Here is a 15,557-nt window from a genome sequence, read left to right as displayed (position 1 = left end):
CGCCGGTAGGGTCGCCGTGTGGGACGGGGACCGACGGGTGGAGGGCCGGGCGCCGCCGACGTGGCGGTCCCCGCGCTGCTGGTGGCGGGGCACGTGACGGCGGTCCTCCTGGGCGGGGTGCTCGACGGTTTCGCGGGCGGGGCCGGAGGCGAGGGCGGGGCGGGGGGAGGCGGCGGAGGCGTCGCCGTGCAGTCGGCTGCCGGGTGCCTCGTGGTGCTCCTGACCGCGGTGGCCCTGGTCTGGCGCAGGACGGCCCCGGCGCCGGTGTGCTGCGCCGCGCTCTGCGCCGACGCGGCGACACGGGCGCTGCTGCCCCAGTCCGCCCCGACGGCCGCGCTGCCCGTCGCGGTCTGGGTCGCGCTGTACTCCCTGTCCGTGCACCGGCCGGTGCGCGTCGCCCTGCCCGTGGCCGCCCTCGCGACGGCGGCGACACCGCTGCCCGGCCCGGGCGGTGACCTGGCCGGGCCCTTGCTCGACGACCTCGTCGCGGGCGCCCTGCTGCACGCGGCCGTCGTCCTTGCCGGGCGCCTGTGGGCCCACCGGAAGGACCGGCGCGCCCGCGCCCTGGCCCGCCTGGCCGACGTGGCGGGCGAACGCCGGGTCGCGGCGGCCGCCGAACGCGAACGGCTCGCCCGCGACCTGCACGACACCGCGGGGCACCACTTCACCGCCCTGGCCGTGCAGGGCGCCGCGGCCCGGCGTCTCCTCGACACCCACCCCGAACTGGCCGACGAGGCCCTCGCCGCGGGCGCCGCGGTGGGCCGTGACGTGCTGGCCACCCTGGGCGCCATGGTGGCGGCGGTCGCTGACGTAGGGAGCGTACGGGGCGGCGGGGACGGCGGGACCGAGAGAGCTGAGGGGACCGCAAGAGCTGAGGGGACCGCGGGAGCTGCGAGAGCCGAGGGAGCTGTGGAGACCGAGGGAGCTGCGGGGGACACCGCGCTGTACGACGTCCTGCCGTCCCTGTGCGCGGGCCTGGAGCGCCTCGGCACGCCCGTGTCCCTCGACCTCCGCGGACGCCCGCGCGCCCTGCCACCCGACGTCCGCGTGACGGCGTACCGCGTCGTGCAGGAGTCGCTGACCAACGCCATGCGGTACGCCCCCGGGGCGCCGGTCACGGTCCACGTACGCCGCAGCGAGGCGGAGTTGACGGTCACCGTGAGCAACGCCCCCGCCCCGCGGCCCGCCGGAGGGGCCACGGCGTGGGGGAGCGGCCGGGGCCTCGGGCACCTGCGGGAGCGGGTGGCGGCGCTGGGCGGCAGGCTGACGGCGGGGCCGGGGGAGCGCGGGGGCTGGACCGTGGCCGCGAACCTGCCGGCCCCCGTACGGCGCGCCGGGCGCGGCTGGTGGCGGGCCGCGTGGTGGCCGCGGGCGGTGGACGTGGCGGCGTTCGCGGCCTGCGCGGCGGGGCCCCTGCTCGCGACGGTGGCGGGGCCTTTCGCCGCGGCCGCGCGCGACGGTGCGCAACTCGCCCTCCTGGCCTGCCTTGTGACGGCGCACGCTGCCCCCTTGCTGCTGCGCCGCCGGGCCCCCGCGACAGCCCTCGCCGTCCTGCTCGCCGTGTCCCTGGCCTGGACGGCGGCCACGGCCGCGGGCGTCCTCGGCTTCACCTGGCTGACGGTGCTGGCCCTGGCGTGGCCGGGCGAACTGATCGCTCTGCACGCGGTCGGGGCGTACGGGCCCGCCCGCGCGACCTGGCCCGCGCCGGTGGCGGTGGGCGTCGTCGGCGGGGCGGCGCTCGGGCTCGCGGCGGTGGGCGACCCGGCCGAGGCCGCGGGCCCCGGCACCGTGGCCGTGACGGCGGCCCTGGGCCTGGCGGCGGTGCCCTGGCTGCTGCCGGTCTGGGGGCTCGGCCTGCTGGCGCGGGCCCGGCGCGGCGAGGACGGCCCCTGGGAGCGGCGCGTGCTCGACGCGGTCGCCGTACGCGTCGGCGACGCGGTGTCCGGCGAACGGCGCCGCGTCGCCACGGCCCTGCACGGCACGGTCGTCGGCCACACGGTACGGCTGGTGCGCAGCGCCGAGGCGGGCCTCGCCGGGACGGCCGACCGCGGGTCGGCGCTGGCGGAGATGACGACCGCCGCACGCGGGGCGCTCGCCGGGCTGCGGGACCTGCTGGACGCATTGGACGCGCACCCGCCCGCGCCGGGGCTCGGGGGGCCGGAACCCGTGCGTCTCCCGCCGGACGGCGTCCGTTGAGCGGCGCCGCACCACCGTGCCGCACCCCCGCGCGGCCAACTAGGTCACGTCCTGGCCTACTTGGATCCTACTGTCGTCGTGTTGCGAAGCCCGGCGCGCACCGCGGCGGGCAGGACGGCACGAGGGGACGAGGGAACCATGAAGAACACCGCGCCCGAGGGATACACCAGCGTCGCGCCGTGGGTGGTCACCGACGACACCGGCGCGCTGCTGGACTTCGTCGCCGCCGCGTTCGGCGGGGAGGAGCTGGCGCGGGTGCCGGTCGAGGACGGCAGCATCGGGCACGGCGAGATCCGCGTCGGCGACACGGTCGTGCTGGCCTTCGACCGGCGGCCCGACTGGCCGGTGATGCCCGCGCTGCTGCGGGTCTACGTCCCCGACGCGGACGCCGCGGTGGAGGCCGCCGTCGCGCACGGCGGGCGGATCGTCACCGAAGTCTGCGACAGCGCGTGGGGCGACCGCGGCGGCCGCGTACGGGACCCCTTCGGCAACATCTGGTGGGTGGTGAGCCGCCAGGAGGACGTCACGCCGGACCAGGCCTGGGAGCGGATGTCCGAGCCCCGGTACGTCGAGGCCATGCGCGTGGCGCAGGAGACGCTGGACGTGGAGCTCAGCGGCCGCGAGACGGGCATCGCGAGCCCTCCGGTGGGGCCGCGCGACTGAACTCGTACCGGACGGTGCGGCCTTGAGGCCCCACAGGGGCGGACGCGGGGGCGGCTCCACGAACGCGCGTGCCCAGCCGGGCCGGGCGGGGGCGCACCCGCACCCGCGTCCGCGCGGGTCATGCGGCGGCTGCGACCGTGGCGAGCGCGGAGCGCAGCGCGGCGTTGAAGCGGTCGGGAAGTTCCTGGTGGGGCATGTGACCGGCGCCGACGACCACGCTGAGGCCGGCGCCGGGGGTGAGGGCGGCGCAGGTCCGGGCCACCTCCAGGGGGATCGCGGCGTCCAGCTCGCCGTGGACGTAGTGGATCGGCACGCGCAGGCCGGGCAGCGCGGGACGCGGGTCGTACCTCCGGGCGGCGTCCTGGTGCTCGTCGATGTGGACGCCGGAGCCAAGGATCTGCTGGACGGTCCGGTCGATGAGCGCGGGCGCGGTACCCGGCGCGTACCACCCCGGCACCCAGGCGGTGACCGTACCGGCCCGGTCGCGGCGCAGCCGGGTCAGAAGCCCGGCCTGGTCCTGAGGCCGCGTCGACGGCCAGTACCCCGGCGCTCCCACCGGAACGACACCGGCCGTCAGTTCCGGTCGGAGCAGGCCGAGTTCCGTCGCGAACGTCCCGCCGATCGACGAGCCGACGACCACCGGCCGGTCCAGCCGCAGCGCGTCGATCAGTGCCACCAGGTCGGCGACCACCCCGGCGGTGGTGTTGCCCCACCGGGGGCGGGCCGACCGTCCGCACCCCCGCCAGTCGACGGTGACGACCCGGTGGTCCCGGGCGAAGTCGGGCACCTGGGCGTCCCAGACCCGGCCGCTGGTGCCCCAGCCGTGCAGGAACAGCAGCGCCGGGCCGCTCCCCTCGTCCTCGTAGTGGAGCGTGGTGCCGTTGACGTCCAGGCTGGGCATGGTTCTCCTCTGTTCCGGGGACTGTCCCGGGAGCTGTTCCGCGGGCTGTGTCACGGGCTCTCACGGCCTCTTGCGGGCCACGGGTTCGCGACGTCCCCAGCCAACCGCGACCACCGCCGACGACCAAGGGGCGTCCCGCGTCTACACTGATCGCGAACGGTGATCAATGCTGGTCACGGCGGGCAGGGGACGGGCGGGCAGAGGGACCGGGAGCCATGGAGCTGCGTCAGTTGCGCTACTTCCTCACCGTGGCGGAGGAACTGCACTTCGGCCGCGCCGCCGAGCGGCTGCACATCGCGCAGTCCGCGGTCAGCCAGCAGCTCCGCCGCCTAGAACGCGAGCTGGGTGCCGAGTTGTTCACCCGCACCACCCGCGTCGTCCGGCTCACCGAGGCCGGCGACCGGCTCCTGCCGTACGCCAGGGAGATGCTCGCCCTCCAGGCCCGGGCCAGGGAGGCCGTCGACGAGCTGCGCGCCGAACGGGCCGCCACGGTGCGCCTCGGCACCAGTGCGGGGCTGGGAGCCCGCCTGGACGCCGTACTCACCGCGTTCGGCCGGCACGCCGCACCGGCGCAGGTGGAGCTCGTCACCGGCGGCATCGAGCAGCGCCTGGCGCAGGTGCGGGCCGGTGACCTGGACGCGGCCCTGCTGCGGGGTGAGCGGACCCCCGAACCGGGGCTGGAGTTCCTGCCGCTGTGGCAGGACGCGCTGATGGTGGCCCTCCCCGCGCGCCACGAGCTGGCCGCCCGGGAGACCGTCGAGCTGGCCCGGCTCGCGGACCTGCCGCTGCGGCTCGCCCCGCGCTCGCGCAACCCCGCCCTGCACGACCTGGTGATGCGCTCCTGCCGGGAGGCCGGTTTCACGCCCGTGCCGGGGCCGGAGTTCACCAACGACCAGGACACGCTCGCCGCCATCGGCCACGGCAGACCGTCCTGGACGGTCTTCTACGCCCCGCACGCCGGCCAACTGCCTGTCCCCGGCGTGGTGTTCCGCCCCTTGAGCGGACCGGCACCCACCATGCCGACGTACCTCGCGGTGCGCGACGGCCCGCCCGGAGCCGCGCTCCGCGCTCTGATCGAAGCCTGCTACGAGGCGGCCGGGGCGACCGAGACGGCCCCGGCGCGGGACCAGGCGTGCCGCGCGCCCGGGTCGGTCGGCCCCCACGCCCGGGAAGCCCCTGGCCGTACGGGCTGACGCGGCAGGCCCCGCCGCGGCCGGGCCGAGAAGGCGCGGCGCCCCGGCCGTCCCGCACGCCGCGGAGCGTCGGCCGGTCCACGCCGCGGCGGAGGGCTCGTACACGCGGCATCCGTCAGCGCGGCAGCGCCCGGCGCCGTCGAACTGCCGTGACGGCCACGCCGGTTGGCCGGATCGCGACGGCCCTTCCAGGCGTCAAGTTAGGGGGACCTAACCTGCGCGGCTCGCGGGGGAAGGCGCGCGTCCGGAGCGGAGATGGGGAGGCAGCGGTGGCGGACACGAACGACGCAACCCTGGGGGCGGGCGGCGCGGACCGCGCACACGTGGTCCAGCTCGTCCTCGGGAGCATGGCGGCCCAGACGCTGCGCGCGGCGCTGCGGCTGCGCGTGGTCGAACTCCTCGGCGACGAGGAGCGGCGGGCCGCCGAGGTGGCCGCGGACGCGGGCGCGCAGCCCCAGGCCATGTACCGGCTGCTGCGCGCCCTGGCGGGCCTCGGCGTCCTGGAGGAGCGCGCTCCGGGGGTCTTCGCGGTGACGTCCGCCGGCCGGCTCCTCGACACGGGGCGCCCCGACTCGATGGCGGCGCTGGTGGGCATGTTCACCGAGCCGGCGATGCTGCGCGCCTGGGAGCACCTGGACGAGGGCGTACGGACCGGCGGGACGACCTTCACCAAGGTGTTCGGCAAGGAGTTCTTCGCCCACCTCAAGGACGACCCGGAGCTGTCCGCGCAGTTCAACGCGGCGATGAGCCAGGGCACCAGGGTCACCGCCGCGCACCTGCCGGACGCCTACGACTTCGGCCGCTTCACCACGGTCGCCGACGTCGGCGGCGGTGACGGCACCCTCCTGGCCGGGGTGCTCGGCGCCCATCCGAAGCTGTCCGGCATCCTGTACGACACCGAGGAGGGGCTGGCGCAGGCCGCCGGGAACCTGGCGCGGCACGGCGTCGCCGAGCGGTGCTCCCTGGTGGCCGGGGACTTCTTCACGTCGGTTCCCGAGGGCGCCGACCTCTACCTGCTCAAGAGCATCGTGCACGACTGGCCGGACGACCGGGTGGTCACCCTGCTCGGCCACTGCCGCGCGGTCCTGCCGCCCGGCGGGCGGGTCCTCATCGTGGAGCCCGTCCTGCCCGACGTGGTCGCCGGACCCAACGGCGGTCTCACGTACCTGAGCGACCTCAACATGCTGGTGAACGTGGGCGGCCGGGAGCGCACCCGCGACGAGTTCACGCAGGTGTGCGCCCGCGCGGGCCTGACGGTCACCTCGGTCACGCCGCTCGGCGAGGGCAACGCCTTCCACGCCATCGAGGCGGAGGCCGCCACGGCGTGAGGGGCGGGCGCCCGCCCCCGGGGCAGCGGCCTCACGGACCGGGTTTCCGCCAGGACAGCGAGTACCGGCGGAGGACGTGCCGCCGATAGCGCACCCCCGGCAGGATCCGTCGCGCCGCGGCCCGCACCTGCCCGTAGCTCAGCGGCGGGGCGGCGAGCGGCATCCCGTCGGGCGTGCGGGCGCGGCGCACCAGCTTCGTGAGGCGCACGGCCGGGGCGGCCGCGACGGTCACGGCCCACTCCGCCGGGCCCGCCGAGCGGGCGAGGCCCACCACCATCAACGTGCCGCCGGGGCGCAGGAGTTCCCGCATGCGGGTCAGGGCCGCCGCGAAGTCCATGTGGTGGACGGCCGACACGGAGCAGACGAAGTCGTAGCCCTCGGCGGGCAGCTCCGCGGCGAGGAAGTCGCCCTCGACGAAGGTGAGCCCCGGCCGGCCGCGGGCGAGCCCGCGGGCGCGGGCGATCATCTCCGGCGCGTCGTCGATGCCGGTGACGCGCTCGGCCCGCCCGGCCAGCTTCCGCGCCAGCAGCCCGTCGCCGCAGCCCACGTCCAGGGCGTCCCGGCAGCCCCGCGGGACCGCCCGGAGGATGTCCGGGTGCCGGGCGACGTTGGTGTTCCAGTACGGCGAGAGGTCGTCCCGGCCGGGGGCGTCCCCGGCTGCGGCGTTCCGGTCCGGGTCGTTCCGGCCCGGGGCGTCCCGGCCTGGCTCGTTCCGGTCCGGGTCGCCCCGGTCGGGGTCGTTCCGACCGCAGGCGTTTGGGTCGGAGGCGTCCCGGGGCTGGGTGTTCGGGCCGAGGGCGTCCCGAGCGAAGCCCTCCGGGGCGAGGCCGTCCTGGCGGGGGTCGTACCGGCGCATCGGACCACCGTAGCCACCCGTCCCTGTCCCCGTCCCTGTCTCCGTCTCCGTCCCGGTCCCCGGGGGCGCGGGGCGCGGTCCTGCGCTGTAATGGTCACCGGCGTACGGGGGCGGCGGCCCCGCAGGCGGCGGGGGAGGGGGAGAGATGGCGGTCCGGGTGCTCGTGGTGGACGACCAGGCGGTGGTGCGCGCGGGCTTCGCGGCCGTCGTCGACGCCGAACCGGACCTGGTGGTGGTCGGGCAGGCGGCGGACGGCGCCGAGGCCGTCGCCCTGGCCCGCGCGCACCGCCCCGACGTGGTCCTGATGGACGTCCGCATGCCGGGCATGGACGGCCTGGAGGCCACCCGGCGGCTGACGGCCCTGGACCCGCCGGCGCGGGTCCTGGTGCTGACCACCTTCCGCCGCGACGAGTACGTGTTCTCCGCCCTGCGCGGCGGCGCCTCCGGCTTCCTCCTGAAGGACTGCGAACCGGGAGAACTCGTCGACGCCATCCGCGCCGTGGCCGCCGGCGAGGCGCTGCTCGCCCCGGCCGTCACGCGCCGGCTCGTCGACGCCTTCGCCTCCGGCGCCGTGTCCCCGCGCCCCCGGCCCGACGGCCGCCTCGACGCCCTCACCGCGCGCGAGACGGACGTACTGCGCGAGCTGGCCCGGGGCTTGAGCAACCCGGAGATCGCCCAGGTCCTCGGCATCGGCCGCGCCACGGTCAAGTCCCACGTCAACGCCATCCTGTCCAAGCTGGCGCTGCGGGACCGGGCCCAGGCCATCATCCTCGCGTACGAGGTCGGGCTGACGGGGCCGGGCGCGAACGGGGCGGACCGGCAGGGCTGTTGACGAGGGCGCCCTGTGGTCCGTGAGGGGCCGCGGATACGTTGGAGCCCATGGCAGACGAGAGTTACGGGCATCCGCGGCTCGCCGCGCTCTACGACCGGCTCGACCCGGACCGCAGCGACCTCGACCTCTACCTCGGGTGCGCGCGGGAGTCCGGGGCGCGCCGGGTGCTGGACGTCGGCTGCGGCACCGGGGTGTTCGCCCTGCTCCTGGCGGATCGCGGGGTGGAGGTCGTCGGCGTGGATCCCGCCCGGGCGTCCCTCGACGTCGCCCGGGCCAAGCCGGGCGGTGAGCGGGTGCGCTGGATCCACGGCGACGCCACGGACCTGCCGCCGCTGCGGGCCGACCTCGCGACGATGACGGCGAACGTCGCCCAGCACCTCACCGGCGCGGCGGCCTGGAGCGGGACGCTGCGGGGGGTGCGCGAGGCCCTGCGCCCCGGCGGGCGCCTGGTGTTCGAGACGCGGGACCCGGCGCGGCGCGCCTGGGAGGGGTGGAACCGCGAGCGCACCCACGGCGTCACGGAGATCCCCGGTGTCGGCGCCGTCGAGTCCTGGGCCGAGCTGGTCGAGGTGAGCCTGCCGCTGGTGACGTTCCGGTGGACCTACGTGTTCGCCGCCGACGGGCAGGTGCTGACCTCGGACTCGACGCTGCGCTTCCGCGAGCGGGACGAGGTCGAGGGCGACCTGGCCGCTCACGGCTACACCGTGGAGGACGTACGCGACGCCCCCGACCGGCCGGGCAGGGAGTTCGTCTTCCTCGCGCGACGCTCCTGACCCGTCCGCCGGAGAGGGGGGCGACGGGGGAGACGCAGGTCACAGGAGGCCGTGTCACATCCGGCGGCGGCGGTCCGTCGTATGGGTGGAACCACCGGCCGACACGATGGAGCAGATCATGGAAGCGCGCCTGAACCCCTTCACCAACCCGGTCCTCGGCAAGGTCTTCAAGCACATTGTCGCCGCCAACAAGGTGCTTGAGGAGTCGACCCTGCCCCGCTCGACGCAGGAGCTGGTGAAGCTCCGCGCCAGCCAGATCAACGGCTGCGGCTTCTGCACCGACATGCACTTCAAGGACGCCGTGCACGCCGGGGAGTCCGTGGAGCGGCTCAACCTGGTCGCGGCCTGGCGGGAGGCCACGGTGTTCACCGAGGCCGAGCGCGCGGCGCTGGAGTTCGCGGAGGAGGCGACCCGCATCGCCGACGCGGCCGGCGGTGTCCCCGACGCGGTGTGGGCGAACGCCGCCAAGCACTACGACGAGGAGCAGCTCGGCGCCCTGGTGGGCGTCGTCACCGTCATCAACGCCTTCAACCGCGGCAACGTCGCGCTCCAGACCCCCGCGGGTGACTACCAGCCCGGCCAGTTCGGCTGACGGGCCCGCCGACGGGGGCGGACCGGTGCGCGGCGACGGGGGCGGACCGGTCCATGGCGCCGGAGGCGGACGGGCCACCGGGCCCGTTCGCCTCCGGCCCGGTCGTCCCGGTCGTCCAGCTAGCCTGACCAGCCCGGTCGTCCCGGCCGGGCCGTTGGCCTCCGGCCCGGTCAGTGCTCCAGGACGCTGTCCAGCTCGGCCGCGAAGAGCACGGCGGGGTCGAACCCCATCCCGCTGAAGTGGCCCGCGAGTTCCAGGGACAGCGCGCCGTGCAGCCGGGTCCAGAAGGCCAGGGCGCGGCGCAGGGCCGCGGGCGGCGCGGGGTGGTCGCCCGCCCAGTCCCGGTGCCCCGCGAGGTGCTCCTGGAGCGGCCCCCCGGGGCCGCCCGGGGGCGGCGGCGTGAAGGCGTCGAGCAGGGTCGCCATGATCTCGGCGGCGATCCGGGTGACGTCGTCGGGCGCGCGGTAGCCGGGCACGGGCGTGCCGTAGACGAGGAAGTACCGCTGGGGGTCCGCCAGGGCCCAGTCGCGCAGGGCGTGCGCGAGCCCGGCCGCGTCGCCTTCGGGGGCGGCGGCCGCGCGGAAGGCGTCGGCGAGGCTCCGGTACGCGTCCCGGACGAGTTCGGTGATCAGCTCGTCGCGGCCGGCGAAGTACCGGTAGAGGGCGGGGCCGCTCATCCCCATCTGCTTGGCGATCGCGTTCAGCGACAGCGCGGACGCCCCCGCCGTGGCGATCTGCTCCCGGGCGTGCTCCTTGATCTCCGCGCGCACCTGCGCGCGGTAGCGCTCGCGGGGACCCTGCGGGCTCTTCTCCGCCATGGCGTGCCGCCTTTCCCGCCTGCCCGGCTAGATCGTGCAGATTTCGTTAGAGGCTATCAGGGAGCGTGGTTGTGACGCAGGAGCGCATATATGTATGAAGTACATACCCCCTAGGGGTACTTGACGCCTACAGGGTGCGGGCTCTAGCGTCCTCTCTTGTTGGCGGTGCATACCCCCGGGGGGTATACACCTCACGATGTGGGCGCCACGAACGCCCCTCGACCCAGGAGGAACTCACCATGTGCACCACCACCGCCGGCCCACGGACCACTCCCGTCACCCCCGCCGTCGTACGGGCGGGAAGCACGGGAAGCGACGGCACGCTGCCCGACTGGCACCTGCGGGGCGAGTGGTTCGACGTGTGCAGTTGCGCGCTGCCCTGCCCCTGCACCTTCGCGCAGGCCCCGACCCACGGGGACTGCCTGTTCACCCTCGTCTGGCAGGTCCACGAGGGGCACTTCGGGGACGTACGGCTGGACGGCCTCGGCGTGGTCGCGCTCGGCGAGTTCACCGGCAACATGTGGGTCGGGGACCCGGACGCCACGATGAAGGTGATGCTCTACATCGACGCCAAGGGCGACGCCGCCCAGCGCGACGCGCTGGAGCGGATCTTCGCGGGACACGTCGGCGGCTGGCCGGGCGAGTTCGGCTCGCTCATCAGCGAACTGCGCGACATCCAGTACGCGCCCGTGCACTTCGACGCCGCCGAGGACCTGTCGTACTGGCGGGCCGACGTCGACGGCAAGGTCGCTGTCGGCGCCACCGCCCTCACCGGCCCCACCGCCGACCCCGCACGCCGGGTCCAGCTCGTCAACGCGCCGGGCGCCGAGGTGGGGCCGGGGCAGATCGCCACCTGGGGCGTCGTGGACCGCGACCACGCCGAGGGCTTCGACTTCTCGCACGCCTACCGGGGCGGGTCGAGCAAGCACTTCCCCTTCGACTGGCGCCCCTGACCCGAGCGGCGCCGGACCCCGCGCGTTCCGTCGTCCCGCGCCCGATGAGTTCGTGGCTCCCGGCCGGTCCAAGCTCGTGACACTCGTGAGACTCGTGAGAAAGGACATTGCCATGTCGGAGCTTCTCGTCGACTTCATCACCTCCCTCGACGGCCACGCGTCGGGGGAGGGGTGGCCCGGGTTCTGGGGCCTGGAGGGTCCGGAGTACCTCGCGTGGCTCGGCGATCAGCCCGGGGCCACCTACCTGATGGGAGCGAACACCTACCGCCTGATGTCGGGCTTCGCCGCGGGTGAGGTGCCGGACGGCCAGGACGAGTTCAGGCCCGAGGAGCAGTCGTCCGTCGACGAGCTCACGCGGGCGTCCAAGGTGGTGTTCTCCTCCTCGCTCGAGGAGCCGCTGACCTGGGCCAACTCCACGCTCGTACGTGACGACGCCGTCGAGACGGTCCGCGCCATGAAGTCGAGCGGCTCGGGGCTCCTCAGCACGATCGGCAGCCTCAGCCTGTGCCGGTCCCTGCTGCGGGCCGGACTCGTCGACCGCTTCCGGGTCGTGATGTTCCCGGTGATCACCGGGGCCACGGGCGAGGAACGCATCTACGACGGCTATCCGGACGTTGCCCTCGAGATGACCGAGCACCGCACCTTCGACGGCCGCATCCAGCTCGTCGAGTACAAGCCCCGCGTGCTCGAACACCCGCCGCTCGGCGCCCCTGCGTGACCGTCGCCCCGTCGGCCGACGAGGTCACCTGGCGGCAGGGCAGCCAGGGCGCTGCCCTGCCGCCGGGCGTGTGCCCCGGTCGGCCAGGAGCGCGAGGGCCGCTCGGGAGGGGGAGCCCGGAGCGGTGTGGGCGACCACGACGGTCTGGTCGTCCGCGGTGCGCAGCGCCTGCTGGGTGACCGTGACGGCGCCGATCAACGGATGGTGCAGGGCGTACGGGGCGGTATCGCAGGGACGCACCCGGTGGTCCGCCCACAGGCGGCCGAACTCGGTGCTCTTCATGGTCAGTTCGCCGATCAGCGAGGCGAGCCGGGCGTCGTCGGGGTGGCGCCCCACCACCTCGCGGAGGTTGGCGACCACCGACCTCGCCTTGGTCTCCCAGTCGTCGTAGAGGGCGCGGACATCGGGGTCGAGGAAGACGAGCGCCGCCATGTTGGGCCGTGCCGGCACCTGGTCGGGCCCGTCGGCGGGCAGGTGCCCGGCGAAGAGGGCGTGGCCGAGGGCGTTCCAGGCCAGCACGTCGGCGCGGCGGCCGAGAACCACGGCCGGCACGTGGGCGAGGGCGTCGAGGAGGTCCCGGGTGGCGTCGCCGACGTGTTCCGGGGGCGGCCGGCGCAGCCCTTTGTGCCGCTTCGCGGCGCCCGCCCCCAGGTCGTGCAGGTGCCGGCGCTCGACCTCGTCCAGGCCGAGCGCGCGGGCGAGGGCGTCCAGGACCTCCGGGGAGGCGTTGTGGGACTGCCCCTGTTCGAGCCGTGTGTAGTACGAGGTGCTGACTCCCGCGAGCAGCGCCAGCTCCTCACGGCGCAGACCCGGTACGCGGCGCCGCTCGCCGTAGGTCCTGAGCCCGATGTCGTCGGGGCGCAGCCGTGACCGGCGGGCCTGGAGGAAGGCACCGAGCTGACTCTGTCCGTCCATGCGGGCCAGTATCGCGCCGGGGCGTGGTGGCGAGCCTGCCCCTGCGAGGGGTAGGCACCGGCGGGTGTGGCTACCGCGTCCCGGCCCGCCCCAGGCTGGGCCCGTGACCACGCAACCGACGCCCTCAGCGGCGTACACGGCAACGAGCCCGTCCCCCGCACAGGCGGACCCGTCCCCGACACAGGCGGCCCCGTCCCCGACACAGGCGCACCCGTCCCGCACACCGGGCGGCCACTCCCACACCCCGGCGAGCGTGTCCCCCGCACCGGCGGGCGCGCCCCCCGCACCGGTGAGCCAGACCATCGAGCTCGGCGACGTCTCCGTCACCCGGATCCTCGAGTTCTACGGGCCGGTCGGCCTGAGGCCCGAGGCCTTCGTCCCCGGCATCCCCGCCGACGCCTGGGAGGGGGAGGAGGCCGCCTGGCTGCGCCCCGACTTCGTGGACGGCGCCACGGGCGTCATCAAGGCGGCCACCCAGACCTGGGTCGTGCGCAGCGAGGGCAGGACCGTCCTCATCGACACCGGTGCGGGCGATCACAAGGAGCGCCCCTACAGCCCCGTCTGGGGGCACCGGAACACCGGCTATCTGGACCGCCTCGCGGCCGCGGGCATCACCCCGCAGGACGTGGACGTCGTCGTCAACACCCACCTCCACGTGGACCACGTGGGCTGGAACACCCGCCTGGAAGGGCGCAGCTGGGTCCCGACGTTCCCGCGCGCCGTCTACCTGATGGCCCGCGACGACTTCGACTTCTGGAACCCGGCGAACGAACGCCGCTCCGTCCTCGGGCGCGGGAACCAGAACGTCTTCGAGGACAGTGTCGCCCCCGTCCACGAGGCCGGGCAGACGCTGCTGTGGGAAGGCAGCCACCGCATCGACGGCAACCTGCGGCTCGACCTCGCCGCCGGACACACCCCCGGCTCGTCCGTGGTGACACTGGAGTCGGGCACGGACCGGGCCGTGTTCGCCGGGGACCTGCTGCACTCACCGGCGCAGGTGGTGCGGCCGGACTGCAACAGCTGCTTCTGCGAGGACCCGGCCGGTGCCCGCGCCAGCCGGCGGCGGCTGCTCGGGTGGGCCGCCGACCACCGCGCCCTGGTCTTCCCCGCCCACTTCGGGGGCCACGGCGGCCTGGAGGTCGAACGCACGGCGAGCGCGTTCGCCGTCAGGACGTGGGCGCCCCTGAGCCGCGCGCTGCCCACGGGCGAGGCGGGGGTGGCCCCGTGACCTCGACGCGTCCGGTGGTCGGCACCACGAAGGGCCCGGTGCGCGGGTTCGTCCACGACGGCGTCGCCACCTTCCTCGGCATCCCGTACGCCGCGCCGCCGCTCGGCGCCGCGCGGTTCGCCGCACCCGAGCCGCACGAGGCGTGGAACGGCGTACGGGACGCCACCGCGCCGGGCCCGACCGCTCCGCAGGGCGAGCGCCGCCTCGGCTCCCTCGACATGTCGCCCTACTTCGGGCCCGGCTGGATCCGCGGCGACGACTACCTCACCGTCGACGTGCGCACTCCGGCGGCACTTCCCGGAACCACGGCGGCACCACCCGGAACCCAGGCACCACCCTCCGGACACCCCCTGCCGGTCCTCGTCTTCGTCCACGGCGGCGGCTTCGTCGCCGGGTCCTCGCGGGCGTCGCTGTACGACGGCTCGGCGCTCGCCCGGGACGGATGCGTGCTGGTGACCCTCGACTACCGTCTCGGTGTCCCAGGGTTCCTCGACCTGCCGGGGGCACCCGCGAACCGCGGACTCCTGGACGTACTCGCCGCCCTGCGCTGGGTACGCGACGAGATCGCCGCCTTCGGCGGGGACCCCCGGGCGGTGACCGTCTTCGGGCAGTCCGCCGGGGCCACGCTCGTGGGCGCGCTCCTCGCGGACCCCGCGGCCAGGGGCCTCTTCCGGCGCGCCATCGTGCAGAGCGGCAGCGGCCTCGGGGCGTTCAGCGGGGAGCAGGCCGCCCGCGTCACCCGGGCCGCGGCGGACGCGCTCGGCGTCGCACCCCGCGCCGAGGCCTTCGCCGCCGTCCCCGACGAACGCCTCGTCGGCGTCGTCCCGGCGCTGACGGGCATCGACCTGCGCACGGCGACCCGCCCCGACCCGCTCGCCGGCCTCAGCCCGCTCGGCCTGGTGCTCGACACCCAGCCCGCGCACGCCCTCGCCGCCCACCCCGGCACGGTCGACACCGACCTCCTCATCGGCACCACCGCGCAGGAAGGCAACCTCTACCTCGTGCCCCAGGGCGCCTACGCGGCCTCGACCGCCGCCGACGTCGAGGCGACCGCCGCCCGGGCACACCCGCGGCCCGCGGAACTCCTCGCCGCCTCTCGCGCGGCCCGGCCCGGGGCGTCCTCCGGCGAACTGCGGTCCGCCGTACTGGGCGAGGCGCTGTTCGGGGCTGGCACCAGGGCCCTGGCCGACGCGCACGCGGCCAAGGCCCCCTCCCGGACCCGCCGTTACGAGTTCACCTGGCGCTCACCCGCCGTCGACGGGCTGCTGGGCGCCGCCCACACCGTCGAGCTGCCCTTCGTCTTCGGCCGGACCGGCCTGCCCGAACTGTACGGCGAGCACGGCCTCCTCGGCCCGGCCCCGGCACCGGCCGCGGCGGCCGCGCTGGCCACGCTGTCCGAGCACGTGCGCGGGACCTGGCTCCGGTTCGCCAGGACGGGCGACCCGGGCTGGGAGGCGTACGACGGGGAAGGCGGGACGGTCACACGCATCGGCGGCGACCGGACGTAGGCCGGGACCCGTACGCCCGCGGGCATCGGCCCACCCGGGGGCTCCCCCGTGGCGCACGGGCTCCCGTGGCGGGCGGGCGGCGG

15 protein-coding genes are annotated in these 15,557 nt (G+C 75.7%); 11 read left to right on the top strand and 4 right to left on the bottom strand.

The features are described from left to right. Positions 1–18 precede the first annotated feature (18 nt). Entirely contained in the window at positions 19–2,196 is a 2,178-nt protein-coding gene (locus QK440_RS14290; protein WP_282793455.1) for a sensor histidine kinase, read from the top strand. A gap of 138 nt (positions 2,197–2,334) precedes the next feature. After that, a complete protein-coding gene (locus QK440_RS14285) occupies positions 2,335–2,859 on the top strand; it encodes a VOC family protein (RefSeq protein WP_282793454.1) in 525 nt (174 codons plus the stop codon). A 118-nt stretch (positions 2,860–2,977) separates the two neighbouring features. On the opposite strand, the gene QK440_RS14280 is transcribed toward QK440_RS14285, so the two are convergent. Then, positions 2,978–3,760 carry an alpha/beta hydrolase gene (locus tag QK440_RS14280; protein WP_282793453.1) on the bottom strand — a complete coding sequence of 261 codons (783 nt, stop codon included), beginning with the start codon at positions 3,758–3,760 and terminating at the stop codon, positions 2,978–2,980. A 215-nt stretch (positions 3,761–3,975) separates the two neighbouring features. Here QK440_RS14280 and QK440_RS14275 point away from each other — a divergent pair, with 215 nt between their 5' ends. After that, a complete protein-coding gene (locus tag QK440_RS14275; RefSeq protein WP_282793452.1) occupies positions 3,976–4,953 on the top strand; it encodes a LysR family transcriptional regulator in 978 nt (325 codons plus the stop codon). A gap of 269 nt (positions 4,954–5,222) precedes the next feature. After that, the gene (locus QK440_RS14270; protein WP_282793451.1) at positions 5,223–6,281 is read left to right on the top strand and encodes a methyltransferase; all 1,059 of its coding nucleotides are present in this window, start codon (positions 5,223–5,225) and stop codon (positions 6,279–6,281) included. 31 nt (positions 6,282–6,312) lie between these two features. On the opposite strand, the gene QK440_RS14265 is transcribed toward QK440_RS14270, so the two are convergent. Beyond that, complete coding sequence (locus tag QK440_RS14265) at positions 6,313–7,137, bottom strand: class I SAM-dependent methyltransferase (protein WP_282793450.1); 825 nt, start codon at positions 7,135–7,137, stop codon at positions 6,313–6,315. Between the two features lie 145 nt (positions 7,138–7,282). Here QK440_RS14265 and QK440_RS14260 point away from each other — a divergent pair, with 145 nt between their 5' ends. From QK440_RS14260 to QK440_RS14250, 3 genes are all read left to right on the top strand, one after another. Next, entirely contained in the window at positions 7,283–7,969 is a 687-nt protein-coding gene (locus tag QK440_RS14260; protein WP_282793449.1) for a response regulator transcription factor, read from the top strand. A 47-nt stretch (positions 7,970–8,016) separates the two neighbouring features. After that, the gene (locus tag QK440_RS14255; RefSeq protein ID WP_282793448.1) at positions 8,017–8,742 is read left to right on the top strand and encodes a class I SAM-dependent methyltransferase; all 726 of its coding nucleotides are present in this window, start codon (positions 8,017–8,019) and stop codon (positions 8,740–8,742) included. Positions 8,743–8,860: 118 nt separating this feature from the next. Next, positions 8,861–9,334 (top strand): carboxymuconolactone decarboxylase family protein, encoded by a 474-nt coding sequence (locus QK440_RS14250; RefSeq protein WP_282793447.1) that lies wholly within the window; start codon positions 8,861–8,863, stop codon positions 9,332–9,334. A 170-nt stretch (positions 9,335–9,504) separates the two neighbouring features. Here QK440_RS14250 and QK440_RS14245 read toward each other — a convergent pair whose 3' ends face one another. Next, the gene (locus QK440_RS14245; RefSeq protein ID WP_282793446.1) at positions 9,505–10,152 is read right to left on the bottom strand and encodes a TetR/AcrR family transcriptional regulator; all 648 of its coding nucleotides are present in this window, start codon (positions 10,150–10,152) and stop codon (positions 9,505–9,507) included. Between the two features lie 239 nt (positions 10,153–10,391). Between QK440_RS14245 and QK440_RS14240 the strand changes: the two genes are divergently transcribed. Next, positions 10,392–11,105 carry a DUF1326 domain-containing protein gene (locus QK440_RS14240; RefSeq protein WP_282793445.1) on the top strand — a complete coding sequence of 238 codons (714 nt, stop codon included), beginning with the start codon at positions 10,392–10,394 and terminating at the stop codon, positions 11,103–11,105. Between the two features lie 112 nt (positions 11,106–11,217). After that, the gene (locus tag QK440_RS14235) at positions 11,218–11,823 is read left to right on the top strand and encodes a dihydrofolate reductase family protein (RefSeq protein WP_282793444.1); all 606 of its coding nucleotides are present in this window, start codon (positions 11,218–11,220) and stop codon (positions 11,821–11,823) included. 24 nt (positions 11,824–11,847) lie between these two features. Here the strand turns inward: QK440_RS14235 and QK440_RS14230 are convergent, their stop codons facing one another. Next, entirely contained in the window at positions 11,848–12,738 is an 891-nt protein-coding gene (locus tag QK440_RS14230; RefSeq protein WP_282793443.1) for a helix-turn-helix transcriptional regulator, read from the bottom strand. 253 nt (positions 12,739–12,991) lie between these two features. Between QK440_RS14230 and QK440_RS14225 the strand changes: the two genes are divergently transcribed. Both QK440_RS14225 and QK440_RS14220 read left to right on the top strand, forming a co-directional pair. After that, positions 12,992–13,966: an MBL fold metallo-hydrolase gene (locus QK440_RS14225; protein ID WP_282793442.1), complete on the top strand. Its 975-nt coding sequence runs from the start codon at positions 12,992–12,994 to the stop codon at positions 13,964–13,966. Further along, a complete protein-coding gene (locus QK440_RS14220; protein WP_282793441.1) occupies positions 13,963–15,474 on the top strand; it encodes a carboxylesterase family protein in 1,512 nt (503 codons plus the stop codon). Before QK440_RS14225 ends, QK440_RS14220 begins: the two co-directional genes overlap by 4 nt. Positions 15,475–15,557 lie beyond the last annotated feature (83 nt).

It is taken from the genome of Streptomyces sp. CC224B, assembly GCF_030010595.1.
GTDB classification, from domain to species: domain Bacteria; phylum Actinomycetota; class Actinomycetes; order Streptomycetales; family Streptomycetaceae; genus Streptomyces; species Streptomyces longispororuber.
This window is presented reverse-complemented; position numbering and strand designations above follow the sequence as displayed.

What these genes read in the sequence shown, in the direction of transcription:
- QK440_RS14285 (WP_282793454.1), top strand. Translation starts at nt 2,335, where the DNA reads ATGAAGAACACCGCGCCCGAGGGATACACCAGCGTCGCGCCGTGGGTG.
- QK440_RS14280 (WP_282793453.1), bottom strand. Translation starts at nt 3,760, where the DNA reads ATGCCCAGCCTGGACGTCAACGGCACCACGCTCCACTACGAGGACGAG.
- QK440_RS14275 (WP_282793452.1), top strand. Translation starts at nt 3,976, where the DNA reads ATGGAGCTGCGTCAGTTGCGCTACTTCCTCACCGTGGCGGAGGAACTG.
- QK440_RS14265 (WP_282793450.1), bottom strand. Translation starts at nt 7,137, where the DNA reads ATGCGCCGGTACGACCCCCGCCAGGACGGCCTCGCCCCGGAGGGCTTC.
- QK440_RS14260 (WP_282793449.1), top strand. Translation starts at nt 7,283, where the DNA reads ATGGCGGTCCGGGTGCTCGTGGTGGACGACCAGGCGGTGGTGCGCGCG.
- QK440_RS14255 (WP_282793448.1), top strand. Translation starts at nt 8,017, where the DNA reads ATGGCAGACGAGAGTTACGGGCATCCGCGGCTCGCCGCGCTCTACGAC.
- QK440_RS14250 (WP_282793447.1), top strand. Translation starts at nt 8,861, where the DNA reads ATGGAAGCGCGCCTGAACCCCTTCACCAACCCGGTCCTCGGCAAGGTC.
- QK440_RS14245 (WP_282793446.1), bottom strand. Translation starts at nt 10,152, where the DNA reads ATGGCGGAGAAGAGCCCGCAGGGTCCCCGCGAGCGCTACCGCGCGCAG.
- QK440_RS14240 (WP_282793445.1), top strand. Translation starts at nt 10,392, where the DNA reads ATGTGCACCACCACCGCCGGCCCACGGACCACTCCCGTCACCCCCGCC.
- QK440_RS14235 (WP_282793444.1), top strand. Translation starts at nt 11,218, where the DNA reads ATGTCGGAGCTTCTCGTCGACTTCATCACCTCCCTCGACGGCCACGCG.
- QK440_RS14230 (WP_282793443.1), bottom strand. Translation starts at nt 12,738, where the DNA reads ATGGACGGACAGAGTCAGCTCGGTGCCTTCCTCCAGGCCCGCCGGTCA.